The organism is Streptomyces spinosisporus, assembly GCF_022698145.1.
Classification (GTDB): Bacteria; Actinomycetota; Actinomycetes; order Streptomycetales; family Streptomycetaceae; genus Streptomyces; species Streptomyces spinosisporus.
Map to the genome: position 1 here is coordinate 422,843 of NZ_JALDAX010000006.1, position 23,501 is coordinate 446,343.

Consider the following 23,501-nt stretch of genomic DNA (forward strand, 5'->3'; position numbering starts at 1 on the left):
CGATGACCGGCACGGTGAGCGCCCGAGCGCTCGAACTCGCCCGGCGGCGGGTGCCGTTCGTGCACGCGCGCGTGGTGCGTGCGCAGGCGCCTGCCTCTGCGCATCCGGGCGACGAGGCCATCGTCCACGGCGACGGCACGATCGACGGATTCGTGGGCGGCCAGTGCGCGGAGGGTTCGGTGCGTACGGCCGCACTGGGCGCCCTGCACGGCGGCGGACCGCTGCTGCTGCGGGTGCTGCCCGCGGGCGAGGACGCGTTCCCGGACGCACCGGGGGCGCAGGTCGTGGTCAACCCCTGTCTGTCGGGCGGCGCGTTGGAGATCTTCCTGGAGCCCGTCCTGCCGCCGCCCCTCGTCGAGGTCGCCGGTGACACGCCGATCGCCGAGGCGTTCCTCACCCTGGCCCAGGTGCTGGGCTACGCCACCGCCCGGTCGCTGCCGGGCGGCCGTCCCGCCGAGCACACGGCGGCCGTCGTCGTGGCGGGACAGGGGCACGGCGACGCGGAGTCGGTGCGCGCCGCCCTCGACGCGGACGTGCCGTACATCGCGCTCGTCGCCAGCCGCAGGCGCGGCTCCGCCCTGTTCGACGAACTCGGCCTGGACGAAAGGGAGAAGGCCCGCGTCCACTCCCCCGCCGGCCTCGACATCGGCGCCCGCACCGCACCCGAGATCGCGCTGTCGATCCTGGCGGAGGTCGTGGAGGCCGTACGGGCGAGGCCGCCGATGCCCCCGCCCGCACCGCCCGTCGAGGCCGTGGACCCCGTGTGCGGGATGACCGTGACCGTGACGCCGGGCACGCCTCATCTCACCACGGACGACGGCGAGTTGTGGTTCTGCGGCACGGGCTGCCGGGACCGGTTCGCCGCGGGGCTGGTGGGCTAGGGCGTGAGCGAGCTCTTCGGTGACGCGGACGAGGTACGGCAGCGGCTGGACGCGGTCGGCCACTTGGTCGACGAGGGCACCGCGACCGCCCTCTATCTGGCCACCGTGCTGGACCGGCCGCTGCTGGTGGAGGGCGAGCCCGGCGTCGGCAAGACCAGCCTCGCCAAGGCGCTCGCCCAGGCACTGGACACCCCGCTGATCCGGCTGCAGTGCTACGAGGGACTCACCCCGGGCGAGGCCCTGTACGAGTGGAACCACCAGCGCCAGCTTCTCGCCATCCGGCTCACCGAGGCGCGCGGCGGCCGGCTCGCCGACGCCGATGTGTTCACCGAGGAGTTCCTGCACGACCGGCCGCTGCTGCGGGCGGTGCGGCACACGGGACCGCTGCCGCCCGTGCTGCTGATCGACGAGATAGACCGGGCGGACGACGAGTTCGAGGCGCTGCTCTTCGAGTTCCTCGGCGAATGGTCCATCACCGTACCGGAGTTGGGCACGTTCGCCGCCGTACGCCCGCCCGTCGTCCTGCTCACCTCCAACCGCAGCCGCGAGCTGCACGACGCGCTGCGCCGCCGCTGCCTCTACCACTGGATCGACTTCCCCTCCCCCGAGCGCACCGCGCAGATCCTGCACCGCTCGGTCCCGGCCGCGAACGAGCCGCTGATCGCCTCGGCGACGCAGTTCATCGGCAGTGTGCGCCGGCTGGACCTGGACAAGGCGCCCGGGATGGCGGAGGCGATCGACTGGGTGTCGGCGCTGGCCGCGCTGCGCGTGGCACGGCTGACGCGCTCCGATGTCGTCAGCACCCTCAGCGCGGTCGCCAAGAGCCCCGACGACCGCATGGCCATCACCGGAGCCCTCGATGAGCTCGGTTGTCCCGAACAGGCGAGGAGACCATGAAGATCGACCAGGAGTTCGGTGTCGAGGTACCCGTCGAGCGCGTGTGGCGGACCCTCACGGATCTGGAAGGCCTGGCCCCGTGTCTGCCCGGCGCCCAGCTCACCGGGGTGGAGGGCGACACCTACAAGGGACGCGTGAAGGTCAAAGTGGGCCCCGTCATCAGCCAGTTCGCGGGTAAGGCGCGCTTCGTGAAGCTGGACGAGGACGCCCGGATCGCCGTCATCAGCGCGGCCGGGAAGGACACGCGCGGCGCCGGGAACGCCTCCGCGACGATCCACGCCCGGCTGCGCCCCGAGGGCGCGGGCACGGTGGTGACGGTCAGCACGGACCTCAACATCAGCGGCAGGCTGGCCCAGTTCGGCAGCGGCATGATCAAGGAGATCTCTCAGAAGCTGTTCGCACAGTTCGTCGAGAACGTGGAGACCCGGCTGCTGGCTGAGCAACCGACCGCCGTGCCCGAGCCGGAGGGTGCGCCGCAGGCCGTCGCCGAACCGCAGCCGCCCGCAGCTCCGTCCGTGGTCCCGTCGGCAGCCCCGTCCCCGCGGCGGGAGGAGGCGTTCCAGCGGATGGAGGCGCCGTCGGACGAACCGCTCGACCTGGTGCGGCTGGCCGGCGGGTCCGTGTACCGGAGGCTGGTCCCCGCGCTGGTCGTGGTCGTCGTGGTCGTCGCCGCCGTGGTCCTCCTGCTGACCCTGTGACCCGGCCCAGGCCGCTGCTGCCGGCCGTCGACCGGGCCGCCTTCGCCGTCGCGTTCGCCACCCGGCTCAGGCAGCGAGGGGTGGCAGTGGGGCTGACGGCGGCCCAGGACTTCGTGCGTGCGCTCGTCGCCGTACCGCCCCTGTCCCGGACGGCGCTGTACTGGTCGGCGCGTGTCACCCTCGTCCGCCGCAGGCCCGACCTGGCGCGGTTCGACGAGGTCTTCGACGCGGTCTTCGGTGAGGCACTGCTGTCCGTCGACCCGAACGCCCGCCGCAACAGCGGGCGTTCGGACCCGCGCGGGGGCGGCACCCGGTCGCCGGCGCCGCTCGATCCGTACGACGTCTCGGGAGCGTCGGCCGACCGGGGCGGTCTGCCGTGGGTGACCCTGCCGCCCGTCGCGGACGCCGAGCACCGCGACGACGTCACGCTGTCGGTGCCGCAGCGTCTGCCCAGCGATCTCGCCGGGGCCCTGGACACGCCGTTCGAGCAACTCGACGCCGAACAGGCGCAGTTGCTCGGCCGGTGGCTGGAGCGGGGGCTGCGGGAGTGGCCCGTGCGGCGCTCGCGCCGGTACGCGGTGCGGCCGGGCGGCCCCCGGGTGGCGATCCGCGAGACGGCGGCCCGGGCGCGGCGTACCGGCTGGGACCCGGTCCATCTGGTGCGCACCGGACCCGTGCACCGGCCCCGCCGGGTGGTGGTGCTGTGCGACGTGAGCCGGTCCATGCAGGCGCAGGCGATGGCCTATCTGCATCTGATGCGGGCGCTGGCGCTGACCACGCACGCCGAGGTCTTCGCCTTCGCGACCTCGCTGACCCGGCTGACCACGACCCTCGGCCGGCGTTCGGCCGAGTCGGCGCTGAGCGAGGCGACGGAGCGGGTCGCGGACCGGTTCGGCGGTACGCGCATCGCGCACTGTCTGTCCACGCTGCTCGCCTCGCACCACGGCGGCACGGTGCGGGGCGCGGTCGTCCTGATCGGTTCGGACGGCTGGGACGGCGATCCGCCGGAGCGGCTGGCCGCCGTCATGGCCCGGCTGCGGCGCCGTGCGCACATGGTGATCTGGCTGAACCCGCGCGCCGCGAGCCCGGGGTTCGTCCCGCGTACGACGACGATGACGGCGGCTCTTCCGTACGTGGACGTGCTGTTGCCCGCGGACAGCTTCGCGGATCTGCTGCGGGTGCCGGGCGAGGTGGCCCGGTACGCCCGCCGCGGCTGAACGGCCCGGGGCGAGGAGGATGCCCCGGCCGTCGCTTGCCGTGGCGGGCGCGGGCGTCAGCCGAACATGCCGGGCTGGTAGTCACCGGCCGGCTGCTGGACGATGACGTTGAAGCGGTTGTACAGGTTGATCAGCGCGATGGTGGCCACGAGGGCGCCGAGCTGGTCCTCGTCGAAGTGCTTGGCCGCGTTCGCCCACGCCTCGTCCGTCACGCCACCGGCCGCGTCCGCGATCCGGGTGCCCTGCTCGGCCAGCTCCAGCGCGGCGCGCTCCGCGTCGGTGAACACCTTGGCCTCACGCCAGGCCGCCACCATGTGCAGGCGCTGCGGGTCCTCGCCCGCGGCGAGGGCGTCCTTGGTGTGCATGTCGGTGCAGAATCCACAGCCGTTGATCTGGCTGGCGCGCAGCCTCACCAGCTCTGCCGTGGCGGTCGGCAGCGTCGAGTCCGTCACGACCTTGCCCGCCGCGTTGATGTGCTTGAACAGCTTGCCCGTGGTGGCGTTCTCGAAGAGGTTCATCCGAGCTTCCATGGTGCACTCCCGTGTGCCGTGGTCCGGTGGGTACACCTCCTTGACGGCACGGTCCGGCGAGATGTGACGGGCACCGATGTGACCTGCGTCTCTTGCGGACCCGCAGCGAGAGCCTCGCAGCTCCAAGACCAAGAGCTCAGCTCCACAACGTCACGTGGATGGCGGGCCGGAACCGTCCCGCGGTCACTCCCGTGCCCCGCAGCATGGCCTGGGTGGCCCGGGGCGTGGTGACGAAGCGGCGCAGTTCCGCCGCGACCGGGGGCGCCTCCCGGTCGTGCAGGGAAAGCAGGTTCCAGGAACCGCGGACCGGCAGATGAGGGCCGTCGAGCCGGCGCAGATGCCCGTCGGACAGGTCCTTCGCCACGGCGAAGGCCACCGCGAGGGCGATCCCCTTGCCGCGCTTGGCCTCGTCCAGGGCGGCGGCATGGCTCTGGAAGATGCGCTGGTTGTGCTCGGGCACGCTCAGCCGGCGCAGCACCGAGGGGACGAGGCCGGTGCGGCCGACGGCGGAGGGACCGAGCAGCCAGGTCTGCCCGCGCAGCTCCGCGACCCCGACGCCGCCCGCGGCGAGCGGATGGTCGGGGCCGACGACCGCGATCACCTGGTAGTTGAGGAAGGGGGTGCAGCTCATCGTGTCGTCGAGGGTGGCGGGCCGCGGTCCCACCGCCACGTCCACCGCGCGGTTGACGAGCAGCACGGCGAACCGCTCCGGGTCGTGCACGCTCAGTTCGACGTCCAGGTCGGCGGCGCGCTGCGCGAACAGCTCGATGAGGCCGGGCGCCGCGTGCTCGGCGAACAGGCTGGAGGCGGCCACCCGCAGCAGCCGGCGGCCCGAGCCCGCCCGCCGTACCTCGAGGATGGTGCGGTCCTGCAGGCCCAGCATCTCGGTCGCGCGGCTGGCGAGCCGGAGCCCTCCGGGCGTGAACGCCAGGCCGTGTGCGGTGCGGGTGAACAGCCGGTCGCCGAGTTCCTTGCGCAGATGCGCGATGTGCATCGAGACGGCGGCCTCGGTCACGGCGAGGTCGGCCGCCGCTGCCTTCACCGACCCGAGGCGCACGGTCGCCGAATAGGCCCGCAGTTGTGACGGGGTCAACGAGAACCTCCCCGCTCTCCACGGGTGCACATCGCCTGTGACCTGCACCTCAAATTAGCGCACCAGTTCCCCGGAGGCCACTGTCGTGCGGGGCCCGCGGGGCTCAAGTGGTGGCTGGGGCAGGTCTGTTCGGGCTCAGTCCAGCAATCCGGCGGCGAGCGTCGCGCCGAGTTCCCAGCACGCCTCCAGATCGGACCTGGAGGGCTCGCCCGTCACCGTGACGGGCTTCGCGGCGGCGCGCCAGCCGAGGCCGGTCGTGATCGTCTCGATCCCCCGCACCGCGCCCGTCACATCGCTGCCGCCGTGGACGTAGAACCCGAAGGGCCTGCCCTGGGTGGCGTCCAGGCACGGGTAGTAGATCTGGTCGAAGAAGTGCTTCAGGGCCCCGGACATGTAGCCGATGTTGGCCGGGGTGCCCAGCAGGCAGGCGTCGGCGGCGAGCACGTCGGACGCCGTGGCCGCGAGCGCCGGACGCCGTACGACGTCGACGTTCTCGATCTCGGGTGCGGTCGCGCCGGAGACCACGGCCTCCAGCATGGCCTGGCAGTTCGGCGAGGGTGTGTGATGCACGATCAGCAAGGTGGGCACACTCGGCACCCTAGTGGAGGCGCCGGACGGGACTCGTGTCCGATTCGGGTTGGATTCAGAAGCGACACCTCTGAATCCGATGAAGAGTAGTTGTTGGACTTCAGAATCGTGCGCGAGCAGCATGAAACGCATGACCCACCTCGCACATCCCGAGCGCTACGACGGCACCATGCGCTACCGGCGGACCGGCCGCTCCGGTCTCGATCTGCCTCTTCTCTCCCTCGGCTACTGGCACAACTTCGGCGACGACCGGCCCTTCGAGACGCAGCGCGAGATCGCCCTGCGCGCGTTCGACCTCGGGATTACCCATCACGACCTGGCGAACAACTACGGCCCGCCCTACGGCTCCGCCGAGATCAACTTCGGCCGTCTGATGAAGCAGGACCTCGGGCCGTACCGCGACGAGCTGGTCATCTCCACGAAGGCCGGCTGGGACATGTGGCCCGGCCCGTACGGCCAGGGCGGCGGCTCCCGCAAGTACGTGCTCGCCTCGCTCGACCAGTCGCTCACGCGCATGGGCCTGGACTACGTCGACATCTTCTACTCGCACCGGCTCGACGCGACGACTCCGCTGGAGGAGACGATGGGCGCGCTCGACACGGCCGTGCGCCAGGGCAAGGCCCTCTACGTCGGCATCTCCTCCTACGACGCCGAGCGCAGCCGTGAGGCGGTCGCGATCCTGCGGGACCTGGGTACCCCGCTGCTGATCCACCAGCCGTCGTACAGCATGCTCAACCGCTGGATCGAGACGGAGGGCCTCCTGGACGTCGCCCAGGAGGAGGGCTTCGGGGTCATCGGCTTCACGGCGCTCGCCCAGGGCCTGCTGACCGGGCGCTATCTGGACGGTGTTCCGGAGGGTTCGCGGGCCGCGGCGGGCACGTCGTTCGACCGGTCGTGGCTCACCGACGACATGCTCGGCCGGCTGCGCGCGCTGAACGACGTCGCGGCCCGGCGCGGGCAGACGCTCGCCCAGATGGCGCTGGCCTGGGCCCTGCGCGACGAGCGGGTCACCTCGCTCGTCATCGGTGCCTCGCGCACCGAGCAGCTGGAGCAGAACGTCGCCGCGCTGGAGAACCTCGACTTCAGCGCCGAGGAACTGGCCGAGATCGACAAGTACGCCACCGACGGCGGCGTCGACCTGTGGCGGGACGCCCGGCTGGGCAACCTCGGCTGAAGCCGAGGCTCACGCCCGGGGCGGGCCGGGCGCTCAGCACAGCACGCGCAGCGCCCCGGGCAGGACCCTGACCGTGACGGGCAGGACGGCGTCGACCTCTCCGTCGGCGCCGTAGGGCACATCACGGTCGGCGGAGATGGCGATCTCCCGGCCGCGCAGGACGCGCACCTGCGGCCGCCGGACGTGGGTGCCGGTCTTGAGCTCGTTCATCATGGCGAAGAAGAGCCGCCGGGGCGCCTCGCTGATCATCACCACGTCCAGCAGTCCGTCGTCTACGCGGGCGTCCGGGGCGATGAGCCGGCCGGAGCCGTAGTAGCCGGAGTTGGCGGCCACCACGGTGTATCCGACGTGCAGGTGTTCCTCGCCGTCGACCGTGACGCGATAGCGGGCGGGGCGCCAGGTGGTGACGGCGCGCAGTCCGCCGGCGTAGTAGGAGGCCGAACCGCGCAGCAGTTTCGCGTGGTTGGCGTGGCGGTTGGCCAGGGCGTCGACACCGGCGTACACGCTGCCGAGGACGACGGTGCGCTCATGGGTGGCCGACTCGACCTCGATGGTGTCGACGGCGCGGGGATCGTTGTGGAGCAGGACCTTCGCCAGCTCCTCCGGTTCCGTGGGGAGTTCGAGGGCGCGGGCGAAGTCGTTGCCGCGGCCTGCGGGGACCAGGCCGAGGGTGGCACCGGTGCCGCTGAGGGCACCGCCGATGCCACCCGCGATGCCGTCCCCGCCGACGGCGAGCACGATCCGGCCCTGCTGCCCCGCCTGCCGGGCGAGTTCCTGGGCATGGGCCAGGCTGCGGCTGTACTCGGTCTGCAGCTCGGCACCCGCCTCGCGCAGCAGCCGGGCCACGGCGAGCAGCGCGGCGGCCGAACTCGACCCGCCCGCGGTGGGGTTGACGACGGCGGTGAACTGTCGCATCAATGTGCCTCCGGGGCGGACGTGCCGGTTGTGCGGGACGGGGGACGAGATGGCGGTCGGTGGCCGGGACGCGGTCCCGGTCAGTCGTCGAGGGGCAGCAGGATGCCGGGGTTGAGCAGTCCGTCGGGGTCCAGCCGTCGCTTGACTGCGCGCAGCGCCTCCACGGCCAGTGGACCGACCTCGCGGACGTACCAGTCGCGGTGGTCGGTGCCCACGGCGTGGTGGTGGGTGATGGTGCCGCCCGCGGCGAGGATCGCCTCGTTGGCGGCGTGCTTGGCCCGCGCCCAGTGCGCGACGGGGTTTTCGCCCTGGGCCGAGACCACGGTGAAGTACAGGGAGGCGCCGTTCTCGTAGACGTGCGAGACATGGCACATGACCAGGGGTGGGGTGCCGGCCTCGGTGAGGGTGGCGGTGAGCGCGTCGCGCACGGCCGCGTAGAGCTCCGGAACGCGGGACCAGAACGTGGCCGTCTCCAGCGTCTCGGCGAAGGCGCCCGCGTCCAGCAGGGCGTCGCGCAGATACGGCGCCGAGTAGCGGCCGTGCGCCCAGCGTTCGCCCGGCTCCTCGCCCAGGGGTGCGCCACCGCACGCGCGCAGCACGGCCGCGGCGCGCTCCTGTCGGTGGGAGGTGTCCTCCTGCGTGCCTTCGTAACCGGCAATGGCCGTGCAGCCGACGGCCGTTGGAGCGTCGGAGGCGCCAATGGCGTCGGGCTGTGCGAGGCCGATCAGGGTCTCGGTCTCGTCGGACAGGCGCAGCACCGTCGGGCGCGGACCGTCCTGCGCGAGCCGGCGCAGCGCCGCGGCGCCCTCCTCGAACGAGGCGAACCGCCAGCCCTCGTAGCGGCGGACCTCGGGGACCGGGCGGATGCGGACCGTCACGGACGTGATGACGCCGAACGCACCCTCCGAGCCGAGGAACAGCTGACGCAGGTCGGGTCCGGCGGCCGAGCGCGGGGCGCGGCCGGTGTCGATGGTGCCCTCGGGGGTGGCGAGGGTGAGGCCGAGGACCATCTCGTCGAAGCGGCCGTAGCCGGCGGACGCCTGGCCGCTGGAGCGGGTGGCGGCGAACCCGCCGATGGTGGCCCACTCGTAGGACTGGGGGAAGTGGCCGAGGGTGAAGCCGTGTTCGGCGAGCAGCGCCTCGGCCTCGGGGGCGCGCAGGCCGGGTTGCAGGGTGGCGGTGCGCGAGACGGGGTCGAGGGCGAGCAGGCCGTCCATGCGCCGCAGGTCCAGGGCGACGAACGGGCCGCGTCGTCCGGGTGCCAGACCGCCGACGACGGAGGTGCCGCCGCCGAACGGGACCACGGCGAGCCGGTGTTGGGCGCAGACCCGCAGGACGGCAAGGACCTCGTCGTGACCGGCGGGGAGCAGGACGGCCGCCGGGGTGTCGAGGGTGTCGCCCTCCCGGATGCGCAGCAGGTCGGGGGTGGACTTGCCGCGGGTGTGCCGGATCCGGGACTCGGCGTCCGTGCGCACGAACTCCTCGCCGCCGACGGCGGCCACGAGGGCGCGGTGCGCGGCGGGCTCCAACTGCCCTTCGGGTACGGCGATGTCCGCGAGGCCGACCGGTTCGGCGCTGCGTGGCTTGACGCCGAGCAGATCGCGCAACAGCCCGATCACCGTGTCCGGCAGCGGTGCCGCCTTGGCCGGGTCGCCCCAGCCGCTCCACAGCATGTCCATGACTGTCGTCCTCACCGGTCGATTCGAGCGATTCTCTCTCCCGTCGACGCCCGGGGGCGCCGAGGCGTTACACTGTGACACATGGCGCCTATTCGTCACAACAGCTCGGGCAACGGCTCGGGGAACGGTTCGGGCGGCAGTTCCGCCAACGACGCGGTGCTCGACGCGGTCCGGGACTGCGTCCTGGCCGTCGGGGTCCGCCGTACGACACTCACCGACGTGGCCCGCCGCGCGGGCGTCTCCCGGATGACGCTGTACCGGCGCTGGCCCGACGTGCGCACCCTGGTCGGCGATCTGATGACCCGCGAGTGGATCGACGTGGCCACGCGGGCGATACCGGAGCGCCGTGAGGGGGCGCACGCACGCAGGCTGCTCGTGGACGGGCTCGTGGCCGGGGTCGACTCCTTCCGCGCCCATCCGCTCTTCCGCAAGATCGTGGACGTCGACCCCGAGCTGCTGCTCCCCTATGTGCTCGACCGGCGGGGCGCGAGCCAGAACGCGCTGCTGGAGCTGCTCGCCGAGAGCCTGAAGGAGGGCCACGCCGACGGCTCGGTCCGGGCCGGGCATCCCGAGCGCCAGGCCCGCTCCGTGCTGCTGATCGTGCAGTCCTTCACCCTGTCCCTGCGGACGATGACCGACGAGGAGGACGCGGAACTGAACTCCGCGGCCTTCCTCACCGAGCTGCGCTCCATCCTGGAGAGGACCCTCACCCCATGAGCCACCACCCTGCTCCCGGCTCGTCCCTGTCCACGGCCCGGCGCTCGCGCGAGCTGACCGAGTCCGTGGGCGGTCCCGCGGTGGACGTCCTCGTCGTCGGGCTCGGCGCCACCGGCGCCGGAGCCGCTCTCGACGCGGCGGCCCGGGGCCTGAGCGTGATCGCCATCGACGCGCACGACCTGGCGTTCGGCACCTCACGCTGGAGCAGCAAGCTGATCCACGGCGGGCTGCGCTATCTGGCCTCCGGTCAGTTCGACGTCGCGCACGAGAGCGCGGTCGAGCGGGGCACGCTGATGGAGCGCACGGCGCCGCACCTGGTCCGCGCGCAGCCGTTCGTCCTGCCCCTGACGCCGCTGGTGTCCCGCGGGCAGGGGGCACTCGCCTGGGCCGGTTTCCGGGCCGGTGACGCCCTGCGGGTGGCGGCCCGCACGGCCAGGGCCACGCTGCCCGCACCGCGGCGCCTGTCCGCGATGGAGACCCGGCATCTCGCTCCGGCCCTGCGCACCGGCGGACTGCGCGGCGGACTGCTGTCCTGGGACGGCCGGCTCGTCGACGACGCCCGTCTGGTGACCGCCGTCGCCCGCACCGCGGCGGCACACGGCGCGCGCGTCCTCACCCGGGTACGGGCGCTGGAGCTCACCGGCACGGGCGCCCGGGTCCGGGACGAACTCACCGGCGAGGAGGGCGAGATCCGGGCCCGCGCGGTCATCAACGCCTCCGGCGTCTGGGCGGGCGGCCTGGTGGACGGCATCCGCATCCGCCCCTCGCGCGGCACACATCTGATCCTGCGCTCCGACGACCTCGGCCCGCTGCCCGCCGGTCTGCACATCCCGGTCCCCGGGGAGACCAACCGCTTCGTCCTCGTCCTGCCGCAGGGCGACGGCCGGGTCTACGTCGGCCTCACCGACGAGCCCGTCGACGGCGACATCCCCGATGTGCCGGAGGTGCCCGAGACGGACATCGGGTTCCTGCTGGACGTCCTCGGCTCGGTGCTGAGCCTCCCGGTGCGGCGCGAGGACGTCGTCGGCGCCTTCGCGGGGCTGCGCCCGCTGCTCGACACCACGGACCGTCGCGGCGCCGGAGCCAGGACCGCCGACATCTCACGGCGGCACGCGGTGCTGACCTCGTCCGAGGGTGTGATCACCGTGGTCGGCGGCAAGCTCACCACGTACCGGCGCATGGCCGAGGACGCGGTGGACGCCGCCGTCGCGGCCCGCCGCCTCACCGCGGGCCCGTCCCCGACCGCAGCTCTCCCGCTCGTCGGGGCGGCATCCCCGCGGGCCCTCGACGCACTGGGCGCGCCGCGCCACCTCGTCTTGCGCTACGGCACCGAGGCCCCCGCCGTCCTCGCGCTCGCCGAGCACGACCCCCGCCTCGGCGAGAGGGTCCTGCCGGGGCATCCCGTCACCGTCGCCGAACTGCTGTGGTCGATGCGCCACGAGGGCGCTCTCGACGAGGCCGACGTACTCGACCGCAGGACCCGCATCGGCCTGGTCCCCGCGGACCGCGCCGCGGCCCTGGAGACGGTGCGCGAGCTGCTGGAGGGGGCCACCGCGCGGCAGGGCTGAGCGCCGGTCCCCCGCGGACCGTGGACGGCCGGCTCGCCTCGCAAACCACCACAAATCCCCCTATGCTCCATTTGCGTGACACATACCTTCGACGAGCTGGTGGAGAAGCAGCGCGCGGCCGAGCAGGCACACCACCGGGTCGATCAACTGCGCCACTCGTACGGCCCGCCCTCCCAGCCGGGCGGCTGGACCGGACGCCAGACCGACACGTACGAAACCGCCCTGCGCGCCTGGCGCGACCTCGCCCGCGAGGCCCGCACCTCGCTCAACGAGTACGCCAGGGAGTCGGGAAAGCCCCGCAACGAGGTGGAGGCCACTGTGCGGGAGGTGGTGAAGCATCCGGCGCGCTGAGCTTTGCGGCGCGGCACCGCGTGCCCTCCCCTACGACAGCTCGACGCTGAGTTGGCGGCCGAGCTCCACGAAGCCCAGGGCGTCCGCAACACGCCGGGACGCGGGCAGCCGTGCCCGCCACTGCGGCAGCAGACCGGCGTCGAGAGCGTGCGCGGCCGCCGCCGAGCCCGTGACGCGGGCCAGCCCCCGTCCACGTTCCTGCGGTGCCGTCAGCACGCCGACGTGGGCTGTTCCGCACGGCCAGGTCCGGTAGCCGGCGGCAGCGACGATCCGTCCCCGCGCACGTACCACGAAAGCGGGTGACGTGATCTCGTCCAGCGCGGCCTCGTCGGCATCCGCCTGACCGGCCGTCTTTTCCAGGGCCCGGAGCTCCGGGTGGGAGGCGGGCCGTTGCACCACCGTCCAGGGGCCGTCCTCCGCCGGGCGGAAGCCGTCCCGGGACACGTACGAAAGGGTGGCCGGTCCGAGGACACGGGCGACCGACAGCACCTGGCGGACCAGCACGTCGTCCGCGACGGCCTGCACCGGCAGGCTCGCCAGCGCCTGGCGCACGATCACGGCGGTTCTCTCACTGGGCACGGTCGCAATCGCCGATCCGCCGAGAGTCACGACCCCGACCCATCCGGCCGGGCAGAGCCCGGATTCCGGGGAGACCACCACGCTCACGCCCCCGGCCGGCGCGAAGGACACCGGCACCCGGGCCAGGGTCTGCCACATCCCGCGGGATCTGGCCAACAGGGAGGGGGTCAAACGGGCACCGCCTCGATCACCGAGAGCGGGGACGGGGGCGGCAGGTGGGTCACTCGGGGGACGGAGAAGCCGGCGCGGGCGCACAGGGAGCGGTACTCCGGCTCGGTGCGTTCGCGGCCGGTGACGTGAGTGAGCAGGTGGAGGTCGCCGGTGTACATGACGGACGGGACCGAGCCGTCGACGGTCTCCGGCATGACGACCTCGATGATCAACAGGCGTCCGTCGGGCGGCATCGCCGACCTGATCGTGGCGAGGGCGGTGGTCGCCCGGTCGTCGTCCCAGTCCTTCACGACGCCCTTGAGCAGATAGACGTCCGACCCGGAGGGCACCGAGATGAAGAAGTCGCCGGTGACGACCTCGCAGCGACCGGCGACGCCGGCGGCCGTCAGCAGTGGGCCCGCCTCGGCCGCTCCCTGGGACGTCTCGAACAGCACGCCGCGCAGGTACGGGTGCCCCGTCAGGAGCGCCGCGAGCAGCGTCCCGTCGCCGCCGCCGACGTCGGTGACCGAGGTGGCGCCCGCGAGATCGAGCGCGGTCGTCAGGACGTGGGCACTCGCCCCGGTGCCCTGGCGCATCGCGGCGTTGAACGCCCGTGACAGCGCGGGGTGGGTCGCGAGGTGATCGAAGAAGTCCGTCCCGTACAGCTCGTCGAAGGCGGCACGCCCGGTGCGGACGCTGTCGTCGAGATGGCTCCAGGCGCCCACCGTCGTCCGGTCCATGAACATCGCGACGAAGGCGGCCACCGAGTCCGGGCGGTCGGTGCGCAGCAGCGCTCCCCTGGGCGTGAGGGCGAACACGCCGGGGCGCACCTCGACCGCCAGGCCCGACCCCGCCAACGCACGCAGAAGGCGTCGGGTGGCATCCGGATCGGTGCCCAGATCGGCGGCCACGTCGGCGGCGTCCCGCTCCCGGTCACCCAGACTGTCGGCGATTCCGAGGCGTACCGTCGCGCCGAGGATCTGTGCCTCCATGTGCCCGAAGACCGTGGACATGATCGCGTCGCGGTCCTCGGGCGTCGGAGCGGACCTCGGCTCCCGATCCCGGTTTGGCTCCGGCTCCCGCTTCGGCTCCGGATCGGGCGTCGGATCCGGCGTCGCATCGGTCATCGTGTCCTCCGCGGTCGGCTGCGGGTCCCCGTCCCATGGTCCACGCTGCGGGCCCCGCCCGGCTCCGGAACGGCATGGTCCCCCACCCCGCTCCGGACAACACAGGGCGCCCGGACCGGAGGCCGGTCCGGGCGCCCTTGGGGCGTCGTCGCTAGTAGCGCCGGCGCGTACGGGTCAGCAGGAACAGACCGCCGATCAGCAGGACCGTGCCGGCCGCCGCGGGCCACAGGGTCGTGCCGGTCTCCGCGAGGTCGCCGCCCTGCGGTTCGGCCTGGTTGCCGACGACGGAGCCGTTGCCGCCCGTGCCCTGGGCCTGGACGGAACCGTCACCGTTGTCGTCGTCGTTGCCCGACCCGCCCTGCTCCGCGCCGGCCGCGGCACTCTTGGAGGCCTTGGCCTTGGCGGACGCGTAGACCTCGGGGTCCGTCGTGCTGGACATCGTGGGGTCGTCGTCCGACGGCTGCTGCGTCTGCGTGGCCGGGGGCTGTGCCGTCTGGTCGTCGGATCCGCCGTTGTCACCCTTGCCGGATCCGTTGTCGCCATTGCCCTTGCCCGAACCGTCGTTGCCCGCGTTGCCGTTGCCGTTGTCGTCACCGGCGGGCGGCGTGGTGGGGTCCTCGGTCGGCTGAGCGGTCGGCTCGTCGCTCGGCTGGTCCGAAGGCTGCTCGGACGGCTGCTCGGTCGCCCCGCCGCCAGAGCCCTGGTCGTCGCCGCCCGAACCCTGGTCGCCACCGCCGCCCGCACCGCAGTCACGGCCGCTGTTGATGCAGTCGGCGATCTTGTCGGCCAGACCACCGGTGGTGATGCTGATGAAGTCGTTGTGGTCGGTGGCCGGCTTGTGCAGCTGCTCCGGGAAGCTGTCGACCGCGTACGGGTTCTTGACCTGACCGTTCTCGATGGTCGGGGTCGGAATGTCGTACACGATGCGCTCCGTCAGCTGCGGAATCGCCTGGAACCCGTTCGGGCAGGCACCGGTCTTGGGATCCACGAACGCGTCGTGCGTGCGGTGGTTGGCGCTGTCGATGTTCCGACCGTCCCAGCAGCTCTGGAAGGCGAATGTACGCACCACCTTGCTGCCCTGCGGGCACAGCGGGTACTGCTCGGTCAGCTGGACCTTGTCCTCGAAGCCGGTGCAGCTCCAGTGCGCGTTGGCGTTCGCCAGGCCGTTGGTGGTGGTCTTGGCGTCACCGGTGATGATGCGCAGGAACTGCGGCATCGCGACGACCTTGCTGGTCGGGTTGCCGACGTACTTGATCTCGGCCTGCACGGGGGTCAGGATCTTGCCGACGTTGCCCTCCTTGCCGCCGCCGTCGTTGTTCTGGTCGAACTCCTGCGTGCCGTCCTGCAGCCGGACCACCGGCCAGTAGTAGGACGAGAGGTCGTCCTTGTTGTCACAACTGGTCCCGCCCTGCAGGAAGTTGTCGTTGGACGAGAACGCGTTGATCTTCTGGTTGCCGACGTAGTCGTGCGTGTGGTGCGCGCCGTTGGTCACACCGGGCGCCGCGATGACGTTGTCGCTGTTGAAGTTCTTGTTCGCGTTGACACCGCAGTTGGTGGTGAACGAACCGGTCGAGGCGTTGTTCGAGTTCTGCGGCTTGGCCTGGACGTTCGGAGCGACCTTGGTGATGTCCACGAAGTCGGCCGCGACGGGGCCGTTGCCTGCCTGGCCGCCGTTGCCGCCCTGCTGATCGCCGTTGCCGTCCTGGCCGTTCTGACCGTTCTGGTCGTCGCCGTTCTGGCCGTCGCCCTGACCGTCGCCGTTCTGGCCGTTGTCCTGGCCGCCGTTCTGCCAGGTGCGCATCGAGCAGTCGGCCATCGAGTCGAGCCCGTCGGGGCGCTGCCCGGCCTGGTCCATGGCGTTGCCAATGCGGTCGAGCGTCTCGCTCCGCTTCTCCTTCAGCGGCTTCATGACGTTCTCGTCGGTGTAGCCACTGTCCTGGCGCTGCTCGGGCGTCGCCGACTGCAGTTGCCGGTACGCCTCGGCCACCTGCTGGTCCAGCGTGGCGAGTTCCTTGTCGACGTCCCCGCGCGCCTTCTCCGGAACCTCCGTCAACTTGTTGCCGACGTCGGGGCAGTCGATCGTGGCGGCCGCGGCACTGCGCGTCTGCGCATCCGTACCCGAGCCGTCCTCCGTCGCCGAGGCGTAGACGTTGGCCGCGACCAGGCCGCCTCCACCCAGCATCAGCGCGAATGCCGCAAAGGTTGCACGGCGCGGGCCTGTCGGGCGTCTGCGCGTATTGCGTCCCACGAGAAATCTCCTACGGATCACGGCGGTCAAGCATGAAAATCCCTCGCTCCATACGGACGGCGGCCCGTGGGTGTTCAACCGCCTCACAGATTCATAGAAACCTCTCGGAGATTCATAGGAACCTCCCAGTAAGCGCGTGCGCGCACGCGTTCTCCTGTGGCGCGCCGTCGCACGGCACGGAAAAGTGAAAACGTGACCGAACGCGACTTTGACGTATGGACCGCCGGAAATGCCTACGAGCGGTACATGGGACGGTGGAGCCGGCTCGTCGCCGACGAGTTCCTCGGCCGGCTGGCGTGCGCACCGGACGCGCGCTGGCTCGACATCGGCTGCGGTTCGGGCGCGTTGACCGCGACGGTGGCGTCCCGCTGCCGGCCCCGGGCGCTGCTCGGCGTGGAACGATCCGCCGGGTTCGCGGCCGCGGCGCGGGCGAACACCCCTCCCCCGGCGCACTTCGTCCTGGCCGACGCCCAGGCGCTGCCGGTGGCCGACGCCACGGTGGACGCGGCCGTCAGCGGGCTGGTCCTGAACTTCCTGCCCGACCCCGGTGCAGCGGTGGCGGAGGCGGCTCGCACGGTGGCACCCGGTGGACTGGTCGCCGCGTATGTGTGGGACTACGCCGAAGGCATGGGGTTCCTACGGTACTTCTGGGACGCCGTGGCCGCGGTGGACCCGGAGTCGGCGGCAGCGCTGGACGAGGGCCGCCGCTTCCCGTTGTGCCGCCCGGCCCCCCTGCGTGCACTCTGGACCGCGGCCGGGCTGACCGACGTCCACGTCGCCCCCGTCGAAGTCCCCACCGCCTTCGGCGACTTCACCGACCTCTGGGACCCGTTCCTGGCCGGACAGGGCCCCGCGCCGGGCTACGTGACCGCGCTCGCACCGGCCGCCCGGGAGCGTCTGCGGGACGAACTGCGCGAGCGGGTACCGGAAGGAGCGGACGGCTCGATCGCGTTGCGGGCGCGCGCTTGGGCGGTGCGGGGACGCAAGGGCGCGAAGACGTGAAGGCCTACGGCCGAGGTCGTCCACCACCGAGCCCGGAGGCGCCGCGCGCTTACGCCTCCAGCCAGAACCCCGTCCGCCTCAACCACAGTTCCAGCAGGTCCTTGTCCCCCCGGGTCTCCACCGCGGGCGCGGGGCGGCGGTAGAGGAACAGAAGGAGGTCCGTCAGCGGGCCGCGGACGGTCGCGGCGGCGTCGGCGGTGCCCTGCTGCCAGGGCTGCCAAGTGGGCTGTTCGCCGGTGAGGTCGACGAGCCACTGGCCGGCACCGTCGGCCTCGAAGTGCAGGGTCCGGTCCGGGGCGAGCAATCCGGGCGCCTCCGGGGTGGGCTCGTACGCCTCGGGGACGGTCGAGAACTCCAGCCACTCCTCCACCGCGTCCAGCGCCAGAGCGCTGTCGAGGGTGAACTCCGCGCCGGTCGCAAGGAGCGCGTCGGCGCGGTGGAGCGCGGTCTCGTGGGTCATGCGCCGGGCCCAGAACAGCGCGGTGGAGCGTTCGTGCGCCGGTGTCCAGACCCGGGTGCCGGGTCCGGCGGCGCGGAGGGCGGCGGCAAGGGCCTCGGCGCCTTCACCGAGCCAGTCGACCAGTGCGTCGCCGTCCAGGTGGGCGTAGACGGCCGGGTCGTCGACGGGGTCGGCGGGGACGGGTTCGACGGATCGTGTCCGTACGACCTCCTCCGCCCACCGGTGGTCCCCGCCCACGTGCCGCAGCAGCCGGCCGAGGTCCCAGCCCGGGCAGGTGGGCACCGGGGTGGCCGTGTCCGCCCCTCGGATACGGCGGCTGAGCAGATCGGTCTGGGAGACGATCGCCTGACAGTAGTCGTCGAAGGTCAGTGAGGTCACCGGTTCATCCTGCCAGTCGGATCCTCGGCGGGCTCTCGGATATGGTGTCGCGCCTGGTCGGAAGGAGACGGCGCGATGCTGGTCGGGGCGGGGACGGCACGGCGGAGGATGGTCCAAGTGGCTCTGCTGGCCGGGGTGTTGGCGGGCTGCAGCCAGGCGTCGGACGGGGAGACCCGGGCGACCTCGTCGGCGCCGGGCGCGACGTCCGAGGCGTCGGACACGGCATCCGAGGCGTCGGCCGGGAGCGGTGCCGTGGCCGAGCGGGGCGGGACGATCGGGGCGTCCGGCTCGGCCTGCGAGCTTCCCGTCACGTTCGACATCGCGAAGGGCTGGAAGGCCGAGGCCGTCGACGCGGGGGCGGCCTCCGACGCCCTTCTGCGCCAGGGCCCGGTCACCGCCGCGTGCGAGGTCGACGCCAAACCGGCGGGCAACATCGGCTTCCTGCGCGTCTGGACCGGCAAGCCCGGCGACGACGACGCACGCACCGTGCTGAAGGCCTTCGTGGCGGCCGAGGACGGTGCGAGCCACGCCGAGTACCGCGAGGTGAAGGCGGGCGGCCTTAACGGCGTAGAGGTGTCGTACGAGTACACGAGCGAGCTCCTGGACGAGACCAAACCGGAGCGTGCCCTCGCCGTCACCACCGCGCGGGGGCCGGTCGTCGTGCACCTCGGGGGACTGGACGCCGAGGAACACCGGGCGATGCTGCCCGCCTTCGAACTGGCGAAGCGGACCCTGCGCACCGCGTAAGGGACACCGCTATTTCTTGAACACCGCGTCCGCCTCACCGAGCACCGCACTCGACACGCGTCAGGTGGGCGGCACGGCCGTCTTCATGCCGTGTACGCCCCAACTCTTCGCGACGAACGCCTGCTTCATCTCTTGACGTGTCTGGTTCAGACCTTTAGGTTCCGGGTCACGCAGCTTCACAAGCACGCCCAAGGTTCACCCACATGAACGCCTTGCACGTCTGGGAGTGCTCCCCCCACCGTCCGCTGCTGCCGAAAGGCTGTGACCCCACTCATGACCTTCAAGTCCCCCACCAAAGCGGCCGCGTTGCGCGGCGGCCTCGCCGTGGCTCTGGTCGCGCTCTCCGCCGCGACACTCAACGCCCGTCCCGCCGGAGCCGCCGAGCCCGCGCCCATGGCCGTGGCGCCCTACCTCTACAACGGCTGGGGCGACCCGCCGAACCCGAGCACCATCACCGACGCCACCGGCGTCAAGTGGTTCACCCTCGCCTTCGTCCTCAGCAACGGCACCTGCAACCCGCAATGGGACGGCAGCCGTCCGCTCAGCGGCGGCGTCGACCAGCAGACCATCGACACCGTGCGCGCGAACGGCGGCGACGTCATCCCGTCCTTCGGCGGCTACAGCGGCAACAAGCTGGAAAGCTCCTGCTCCAGCGCCGACGCACTCGCCGGCGCCTACCAGAAGGTCATCGACGCCTACGGCCTCAAGGCGATCGACATCGACATCGAGGCCGACGCCTACAGCGACCCCACCGTCCAGCAGCGCACCGTCGACGCCCTGAAGACCATCAAGGCGAACAACGACGGCCTGAAGGTCTACATCACCATCGGCACCGGCCAGAACGGACCCGACACCAGCCTCATCAACCGCGCCGCCGACTCCGGCCTGTCGGTCGACGCCTGGGCGATCATGCCGTTCGACTTCGGCGGCGCCGGCCAGAACATGGGCACCCTCACCACCCAGGCCGCCGAAGGCCTCAAGAACGCCCTCAAGAGCGCCTACGGCTACAGCGACGACCAGGCCTACCGCGACATGGGCATCTCGTCGATGAACGGCATCACCGACAACAACGAGACCGTCACCGTCGACGACTTCAGGACGATCCTCGGCTACTCCCAGCAGCACCACCTGGCCCGGCTCACCTTCTGGTCCGCCAACCGCGACCGCCCCTGCACCGGAGGCAGCGCCGACAGCTGCTCCGGCGTCGACCAGAAGGACTGGGAGTACACGAGCGTCTTCGCGCAGTACACCGGCTGAACTGCACCGCCCGCTCAACTCCGCTGCGGTCCCTCCCAGTTGCCACCCCCCACACCCCAAGAGAGACAGCCGTGTTCAGAAGCAAGAGACACGCCGGAAGCCGCCGTCTGCGGATTCTGCTGACCGCTCTGGTCCTCGCCGCCACCGGGTCCGGTGCCGCCGTCGTCCTGCCGCACCTCACCCAGGGCGCGCAGGCGGCGGCGACCGACCCCGACCTGGGCCCGAACGTCACCGTCTTCGACCCGTCGACCCCCGCCGACACGATCCAGAACAGCCTGGACAGCACGTTCAAGGAGCAGGAGAAGAACCAGTTCGGCACCGCCCGCAAGGCGTTCCTCTTCAAGCCGGGCACCTACGACGCCGACGCCAACGTGGGGTTCTACACCCAGGTCGCCGGTCTCGGCCTGTCCCCCGACGACGTGAACATCAAGGGCGCGGTGCACGCCGAGGCCGACTGGTTCCAGGGCAACGCCACCCAGAACTTCTGGCGTTCGGCGGAGAACCTCTCGGTCACCCCGGCCTCCGGCACGGACCGCTGGGCGGTCTCGCAGGCGGCGCCGTACCGCCGGATGCATCTGCGCGGCAACCTCGCGCTGGACGACGGGGGTTGGTCCAGCGGCGGGTACATGGCCGACACCAAGGTCGACGGCCAGGTCCGCTCGGGCTCACAGCAGCAGTGGCTGACCCGCAACTCCCAGCTGGGCAGCTGGACCGGCTCCAACTGGAACATGGTCTTCGTCGGCAGCCAGGGCGTGCCCGCCACCAGCTTCCCCCAGCCGCCGTACACGACGGTCGACAAGAGCCCGGTGACCCGTGAGAAGCCGTTCCTGTACGTCGACTCCGACAGCGCCTGGAAGGTGTTCGTGCCCGCGGCACGGACCAACTCCAGCGGTGTCAGCTGGGGTTCGGGCACGCCCGAGGGAACGTCGCTGCCCCTGTCGGACTTCTTCGTCGTCAAGCCCGGCGCCACCGCCGCCCAGATGAACGACGCGCTCGCGGCGGGCAAGCACCTGCTGGTCACCCCGGGCGTCTACCACCTCGACCAGACCCTGAAGGTCACCAAACCGGACACCGTGGTCCTGGGCCTCGGGCTGGCCACGCTCGTCCCGGACAACGGCATCACCGCCATGACCGTCGCCGACGTCAGCGGCGTCCAGCTCGCCGGGCTGCTCATCGACGCCGGCACCACCAACTCCGAGCAGCTGCTGGAGATGGGCCCGAGCGGTTCGTCCGCGGATCACAGCGGCGATCCGAGCTCCCTGCACGACGTGTTCTTCCGCGTCGGCGGCGCGGGCGTCGGCAAGGCGACCACCAGCCTGACGGTCAACAGCGACGACGTCATCGGCGACCATCTGTGGATCTGGCGCGCCGACCACGGCGACGGGGTCGGCTGGAACACCAACACCGCGGACACCGGGCTCGTCGTCGACGGCGACGACGTGACGATGTACGGCCTCTTCGTCGAGCACTACCAGAAGCACCAGACCATCTGGAACGGCAACGGCGGCCGCACGTACTTCTACCAGAACGAGATGCCCTACGACCCGCCGGACCAGGCCGCCTGGATGAACGGCTCCACCGAGGGCTACGCCGCCTACAAGGTCGCCGACTCCGTCACCAGCCACCAGGTCTACGGCTTCGGCAGCTACTGCTTCTTCAACGCCAACCCGAGCGTGACGGCCGAGCACGCCATCGAGGCACCGAACAAGCCGGACGTCCGCTTCACCGACATGGTGACCGTCTCGCTCGGCGGCACGGGCACCATCCGCCACGTCGTCAACGACCGCGGCGGGCCGTCCAACTCGTCCACCAACGTGGCCGATCTCGTCAGCTATCCCTGAACCGGGACCTGACCCGTATCCCCGAACCGGACCCTGACCCGCGGCCGGCCCGGACCTGAACCCGGGCCGGCCCCGGAGAGGAGGCATCACCCGATGCACGCCATAAGATCCGGCACCCTCCGCATCCTCGCCCTGCTGGCGATCCTGCTGACCGCGCTGAGTGTCCCCCGCGCCCACGCGGCCGCCCAGCCGTTCAAGGTGCTCGCCCTCTACAACGGCACCTACGACGCGGCGCACATCAGCTTCGTCCACGAGGCCAACGAGTGGTTCCCCGAGCAGGCCGCGCAGAACGGCTTCACCTACACGGCCAGCAACAACTGGGACCTGCTCGCGAACGGCGGCGTCAACCAGTACCAGGTCGTGCTGTTCCTCGACGACCTGCCGCAGACCGCCGCCCAACGCACCGGATTCGAGAGCTACATGCGCGGCGGCGGCGCCTGGATGGGCTTCCACGTCTCCGCCTTCACCACCGACGCGCAGAGCTGGGACTGGTACCACAACCAGTTCCTCGGCAGCGGCAACTTCGTCTCCAACACCTGGGGTCCGACCACCGCGGTCCTGAAGGTCGAGGACCACACCAACCCCGCGACCAAGAACCTGCCGGACACCTTCACCTCGTCCGTGAGCGAGTGGTACAGCTGGTCGAACGACCTGCGCAAGAACCCCGACATCAAGATCCTCGCCTCGGTCGACCCCAGCAGCTTCCCGCTCGGCACCGACCCCAACCAGACCTGGTACGACGGCTACTACCCGATCCTGTGGACCAACACGAAGTACCGCATGCTGTACGCCAACTTCGGCCACAACGCGATGGACTACGACACCAACACCACCCTGTCGTCGACCTTCGCCAGCGCGACCCAGAACCGCTTCCTGCTCGACGGTCTGAAATGGCTGGGCGGCGCGGACTCCACCCAGCCCCCGGCCGACTCGATCTCCGAGACCGCCTGGTACACGGTGCGCAACACCGCCAACGGCACCTGCGTGGACGCCAAGGCGGCGGCCACCGCCAACGGCACGGCCATCCAGCAGTACGCGTGCAACGGCACCACCGCGCAGCAGTACCAGTTCCGCACCACGGACAGCGGCTACGTCCGCGTCTCCGCACGCGGCAACCCGCAGCAGGTCCTCGACGTCACCGACCGCTCCACGGCGGACAACGCACCGGTGCAGCTGTGGTCGTACTCCGGCGGACAGAACCAGCAGTGGCAGCCCGTGCGGGAGGCCGCCGGGCGCTATCACTTCGTCGCCCGGCACAGCGGCAGATGTCTGAGCGCGGCCGCGACGGCGGCCGACGGTCTCCGGCTCACCCAGCGCACCTGCGACGGCTCGGCGGCACAGAGTTTTCAGCTGACGGCTCAGAGCTGAGTACCGGCACCGTTCACCCCGCCTTCACCACAACGA

General features: G+C 71.6%; 21 protein-coding genes and 1 pseudogene. 13 read left to right on the forward strand and 9 right to left on the reverse strand.

Annotated elements, in window-relative coordinates; all coding sequences use genetic code 11:
* Positions 1-2 precede the first annotated feature (2 nt).
* Genes MQN93_RS19315 through MQN93_RS19330 form a run of 4 tightly spaced genes read left to right on the forward strand, consistent with a single transcriptional unit; the run spans position 3 to position 3,693 of the window.
* Positions 3-881, forward strand: coding sequence for an XdhC family protein (locus tag MQN93_RS19315; protein ID WP_016430576.1), 879 nt, complete (start codon positions 3-5; stop codon positions 879-881).
* A gap of 3 nt (positions 882-884) precedes the next feature.
* Entirely contained in the window at positions 885-1,778 is an 894-nt protein-coding gene (locus MQN93_RS19320) for an AAA family ATPase (RefSeq protein ID WP_016430577.1), read from the forward strand.
* Entirely contained in the window at positions 1,775-2,476 is a 702-nt protein-coding gene (locus MQN93_RS19325; protein ID WP_242710486.1) for an SRPBCC family protein, read from the forward strand. The genes MQN93_RS19320 and MQN93_RS19325 overlap by 4 nt, the downstream gene beginning before the upstream one ends.
* Positions 2,473-3,693 (forward strand): vWA domain-containing protein, encoded by a 1,221-nt coding sequence (locus MQN93_RS19330; RefSeq protein ID WP_242710487.1) that lies wholly within the window; start codon positions 2,473-2,475, stop codon positions 3,691-3,693. Before MQN93_RS19325 ends, MQN93_RS19330 begins: the two co-directional genes overlap by 4 nt.
* A gap of 56 nt (positions 3,694-3,749) precedes the next feature.
* On the opposite strand, the gene MQN93_RS19335 is transcribed toward MQN93_RS19330, so the two are convergent.
* The 3 genes from MQN93_RS19335 to MQN93_RS19345 form a co-directional block, all read right to left on the reverse strand.
* Positions 3,750-4,223: a carboxymuconolactone decarboxylase family protein gene (locus MQN93_RS19335; RefSeq protein ID WP_016430580.1), complete on the reverse strand. Its 474-nt coding sequence runs from the start codon at positions 4,221-4,223 to the stop codon at positions 3,750-3,752.
* A 136-nt stretch (positions 4,224-4,359) separates the two neighbouring features.
* Positions 4,360-5,316, reverse strand: a complete 957-nt coding sequence (locus MQN93_RS19340) for a LysR family transcriptional regulator (RefSeq protein ID WP_242710488.1) — start codon at positions 5,314-5,316, stop codon at positions 4,360-4,362.
* A 135-nt stretch (positions 5,317-5,451) separates the two neighbouring features.
* Positions 5,452-5,904, reverse strand: a complete 453-nt coding sequence (locus tag MQN93_RS19345; RefSeq protein WP_242710489.1) for a flavodoxin family protein — start codon at positions 5,902-5,904, stop codon at positions 5,452-5,454.
* Between the two features lie 130 nt (positions 5,905-6,034).
* Here MQN93_RS19345 and mgrA point away from each other — a divergent pair, with 130 nt between their 5' ends.
* Complete coding sequence (gene mgrA / locus MQN93_RS19350) at positions 6,035-7,078, forward strand: L-glyceraldehyde 3-phosphate reductase (protein WP_242710490.1); 1,044 nt, start codon at positions 6,035-6,037, stop codon at positions 7,076-7,078.
* A 33-nt stretch (positions 7,079-7,111) separates the two neighbouring features.
* Here mgrA and MQN93_RS19355 read toward each other — a convergent pair whose 3' ends face one another.
* Both MQN93_RS19355 and MQN93_RS19360 read right to left on the reverse strand, forming a co-directional pair.
* Positions 7,112-7,993, reverse strand: a complete 882-nt coding sequence (locus tag MQN93_RS19355) for a YegS/Rv2252/BmrU family lipid kinase (protein ID WP_242710491.1) — start codon at positions 7,991-7,993, stop codon at positions 7,112-7,114.
* Between the two features lie 80 nt (positions 7,994-8,073).
* Complete coding sequence (locus MQN93_RS19360) at positions 8,074-9,672, reverse strand: FAD-binding oxidoreductase (protein ID WP_242710526.1); 1,599 nt, start codon at positions 9,670-9,672, stop codon at positions 8,074-8,076.
* 81 nt (positions 9,673-9,753) lie between these two features.
* Between MQN93_RS19360 and MQN93_RS19365 the strand changes: the two genes are divergently transcribed.
* From MQN93_RS19365 to MQN93_RS19375, 3 genes are all read left to right on the forward strand, one after another.
* Complete coding sequence (locus MQN93_RS19365) at positions 9,754-10,389, forward strand: TetR/AcrR family transcriptional regulator (RefSeq protein ID WP_242710492.1); 636 nt, start codon at positions 9,754-9,756, stop codon at positions 10,387-10,389.
* Positions 10,386-11,957 (forward strand): glycerol-3-phosphate dehydrogenase/oxidase, encoded by a 1,572-nt coding sequence (locus tag MQN93_RS19370; protein WP_242710493.1) that lies wholly within the window; start codon positions 10,386-10,388, stop codon positions 11,955-11,957. The genes MQN93_RS19365 and MQN93_RS19370 overlap by 4 nt, the downstream gene beginning before the upstream one ends.
* A 75-nt stretch (positions 11,958-12,032) precedes the next feature.
* Positions 12,033-12,308 (forward strand): hypothetical protein, encoded by a 276-nt coding sequence (locus MQN93_RS19375; RefSeq protein ID WP_242710494.1) that lies wholly within the window; start codon positions 12,033-12,035, stop codon positions 12,306-12,308.
* 30 nt (positions 12,309-12,338) lie between these two features.
* Here MQN93_RS19375 and MQN93_RS19380 read toward each other — a convergent pair whose 3' ends face one another.
* From MQN93_RS19380 to MQN93_RS19390, 3 genes are all read right to left on the reverse strand, one after another.
* A complete protein-coding gene (locus tag MQN93_RS19380) occupies positions 12,339-12,887 on the reverse strand; it encodes a GNAT family N-acetyltransferase (RefSeq protein WP_308404349.1) in 549 nt (182 codons plus the stop codon).
* 167 nt (positions 12,888-13,054) lie between these two features.
* Entirely contained in the window at positions 13,055-14,164 is a 1,110-nt protein-coding gene (locus MQN93_RS19385) for a methyltransferase (protein ID WP_242710495.1), read from the reverse strand.
* 151 nt (positions 14,165-14,315) lie between these two features.
* On the reverse strand, positions 14,316-16,412 hold the full coding sequence (locus MQN93_RS19390) for a DUF1996 domain-containing protein (RefSeq protein ID WP_372504391.1): 2,097 nt from the start codon (positions 16,410-16,412) through the stop codon (positions 14,316-14,318).
* Positions 16,413-16,604: 192 nt separating this feature from the next.
* Here MQN93_RS19390 and MQN93_RS19395 point away from each other — a divergent pair, with 192 nt between their 5' ends.
* A complete protein-coding gene (locus MQN93_RS19395) occupies positions 16,605-17,414 on the forward strand; it encodes a class I SAM-dependent methyltransferase (RefSeq protein ID WP_242710497.1) in 810 nt (269 codons plus the stop codon).
* A 49-nt stretch (positions 17,415-17,463) separates the two neighbouring features.
* On the opposite strand, the gene MQN93_RS19400 is transcribed toward MQN93_RS19395, so the two are convergent.
* Positions 17,464-18,252, reverse strand: coding sequence for a maleylpyruvate isomerase family mycothiol-dependent enzyme (locus MQN93_RS19400; protein ID WP_242710498.1), 789 nt, complete (start codon positions 18,250-18,252; stop codon positions 17,464-17,466).
* Between the two features lie 75 nt (positions 18,253-18,327).
* Here MQN93_RS19400 and MQN93_RS19405 point away from each other — a divergent pair, with 75 nt between their 5' ends.
* The 4 genes and pseudogenes from MQN93_RS19405 to MQN93_RS19420 all read left to right on the forward strand — a co-directional run bounded on the left by MQN93_RS19405 (position 18,328) and on the right by MQN93_RS19420 (position 23,465).
* Positions 18,328-18,999 (forward strand): lipoprotein, encoded by a 672-nt coding sequence (locus tag MQN93_RS19405; RefSeq protein ID WP_242710499.1) that lies wholly within the window; start codon positions 18,328-18,330, stop codon positions 18,997-18,999.
* Between the two features lie 372 nt (positions 19,000-19,371).
* Positions 19,372-20,256 (forward strand): annotated as a pseudogene (locus tag MQN93_RS19410) (chitinase); the annotation flags it as partial.
* 71 nt (positions 20,257-20,327) lie between these two features.
* Complete coding sequence (locus MQN93_RS19415; protein ID WP_242710500.1) at positions 20,328-22,097, forward strand: pectate lyase-like domain-containing protein; 1,770 nt, start codon at positions 20,328-20,330, stop codon at positions 22,095-22,097.
* A 93-nt stretch (positions 22,098-22,190) separates the two neighbouring features.
* The gene (locus MQN93_RS19420; RefSeq protein ID WP_242710501.1) at positions 22,191-23,465 is read left to right on the forward strand and encodes a ThuA domain-containing protein; all 1,275 of its coding nucleotides are present in this window, start codon (positions 22,191-22,193) and stop codon (positions 23,463-23,465) included.
* Positions 23,466-23,501: the final 36 nt, after the last annotated feature.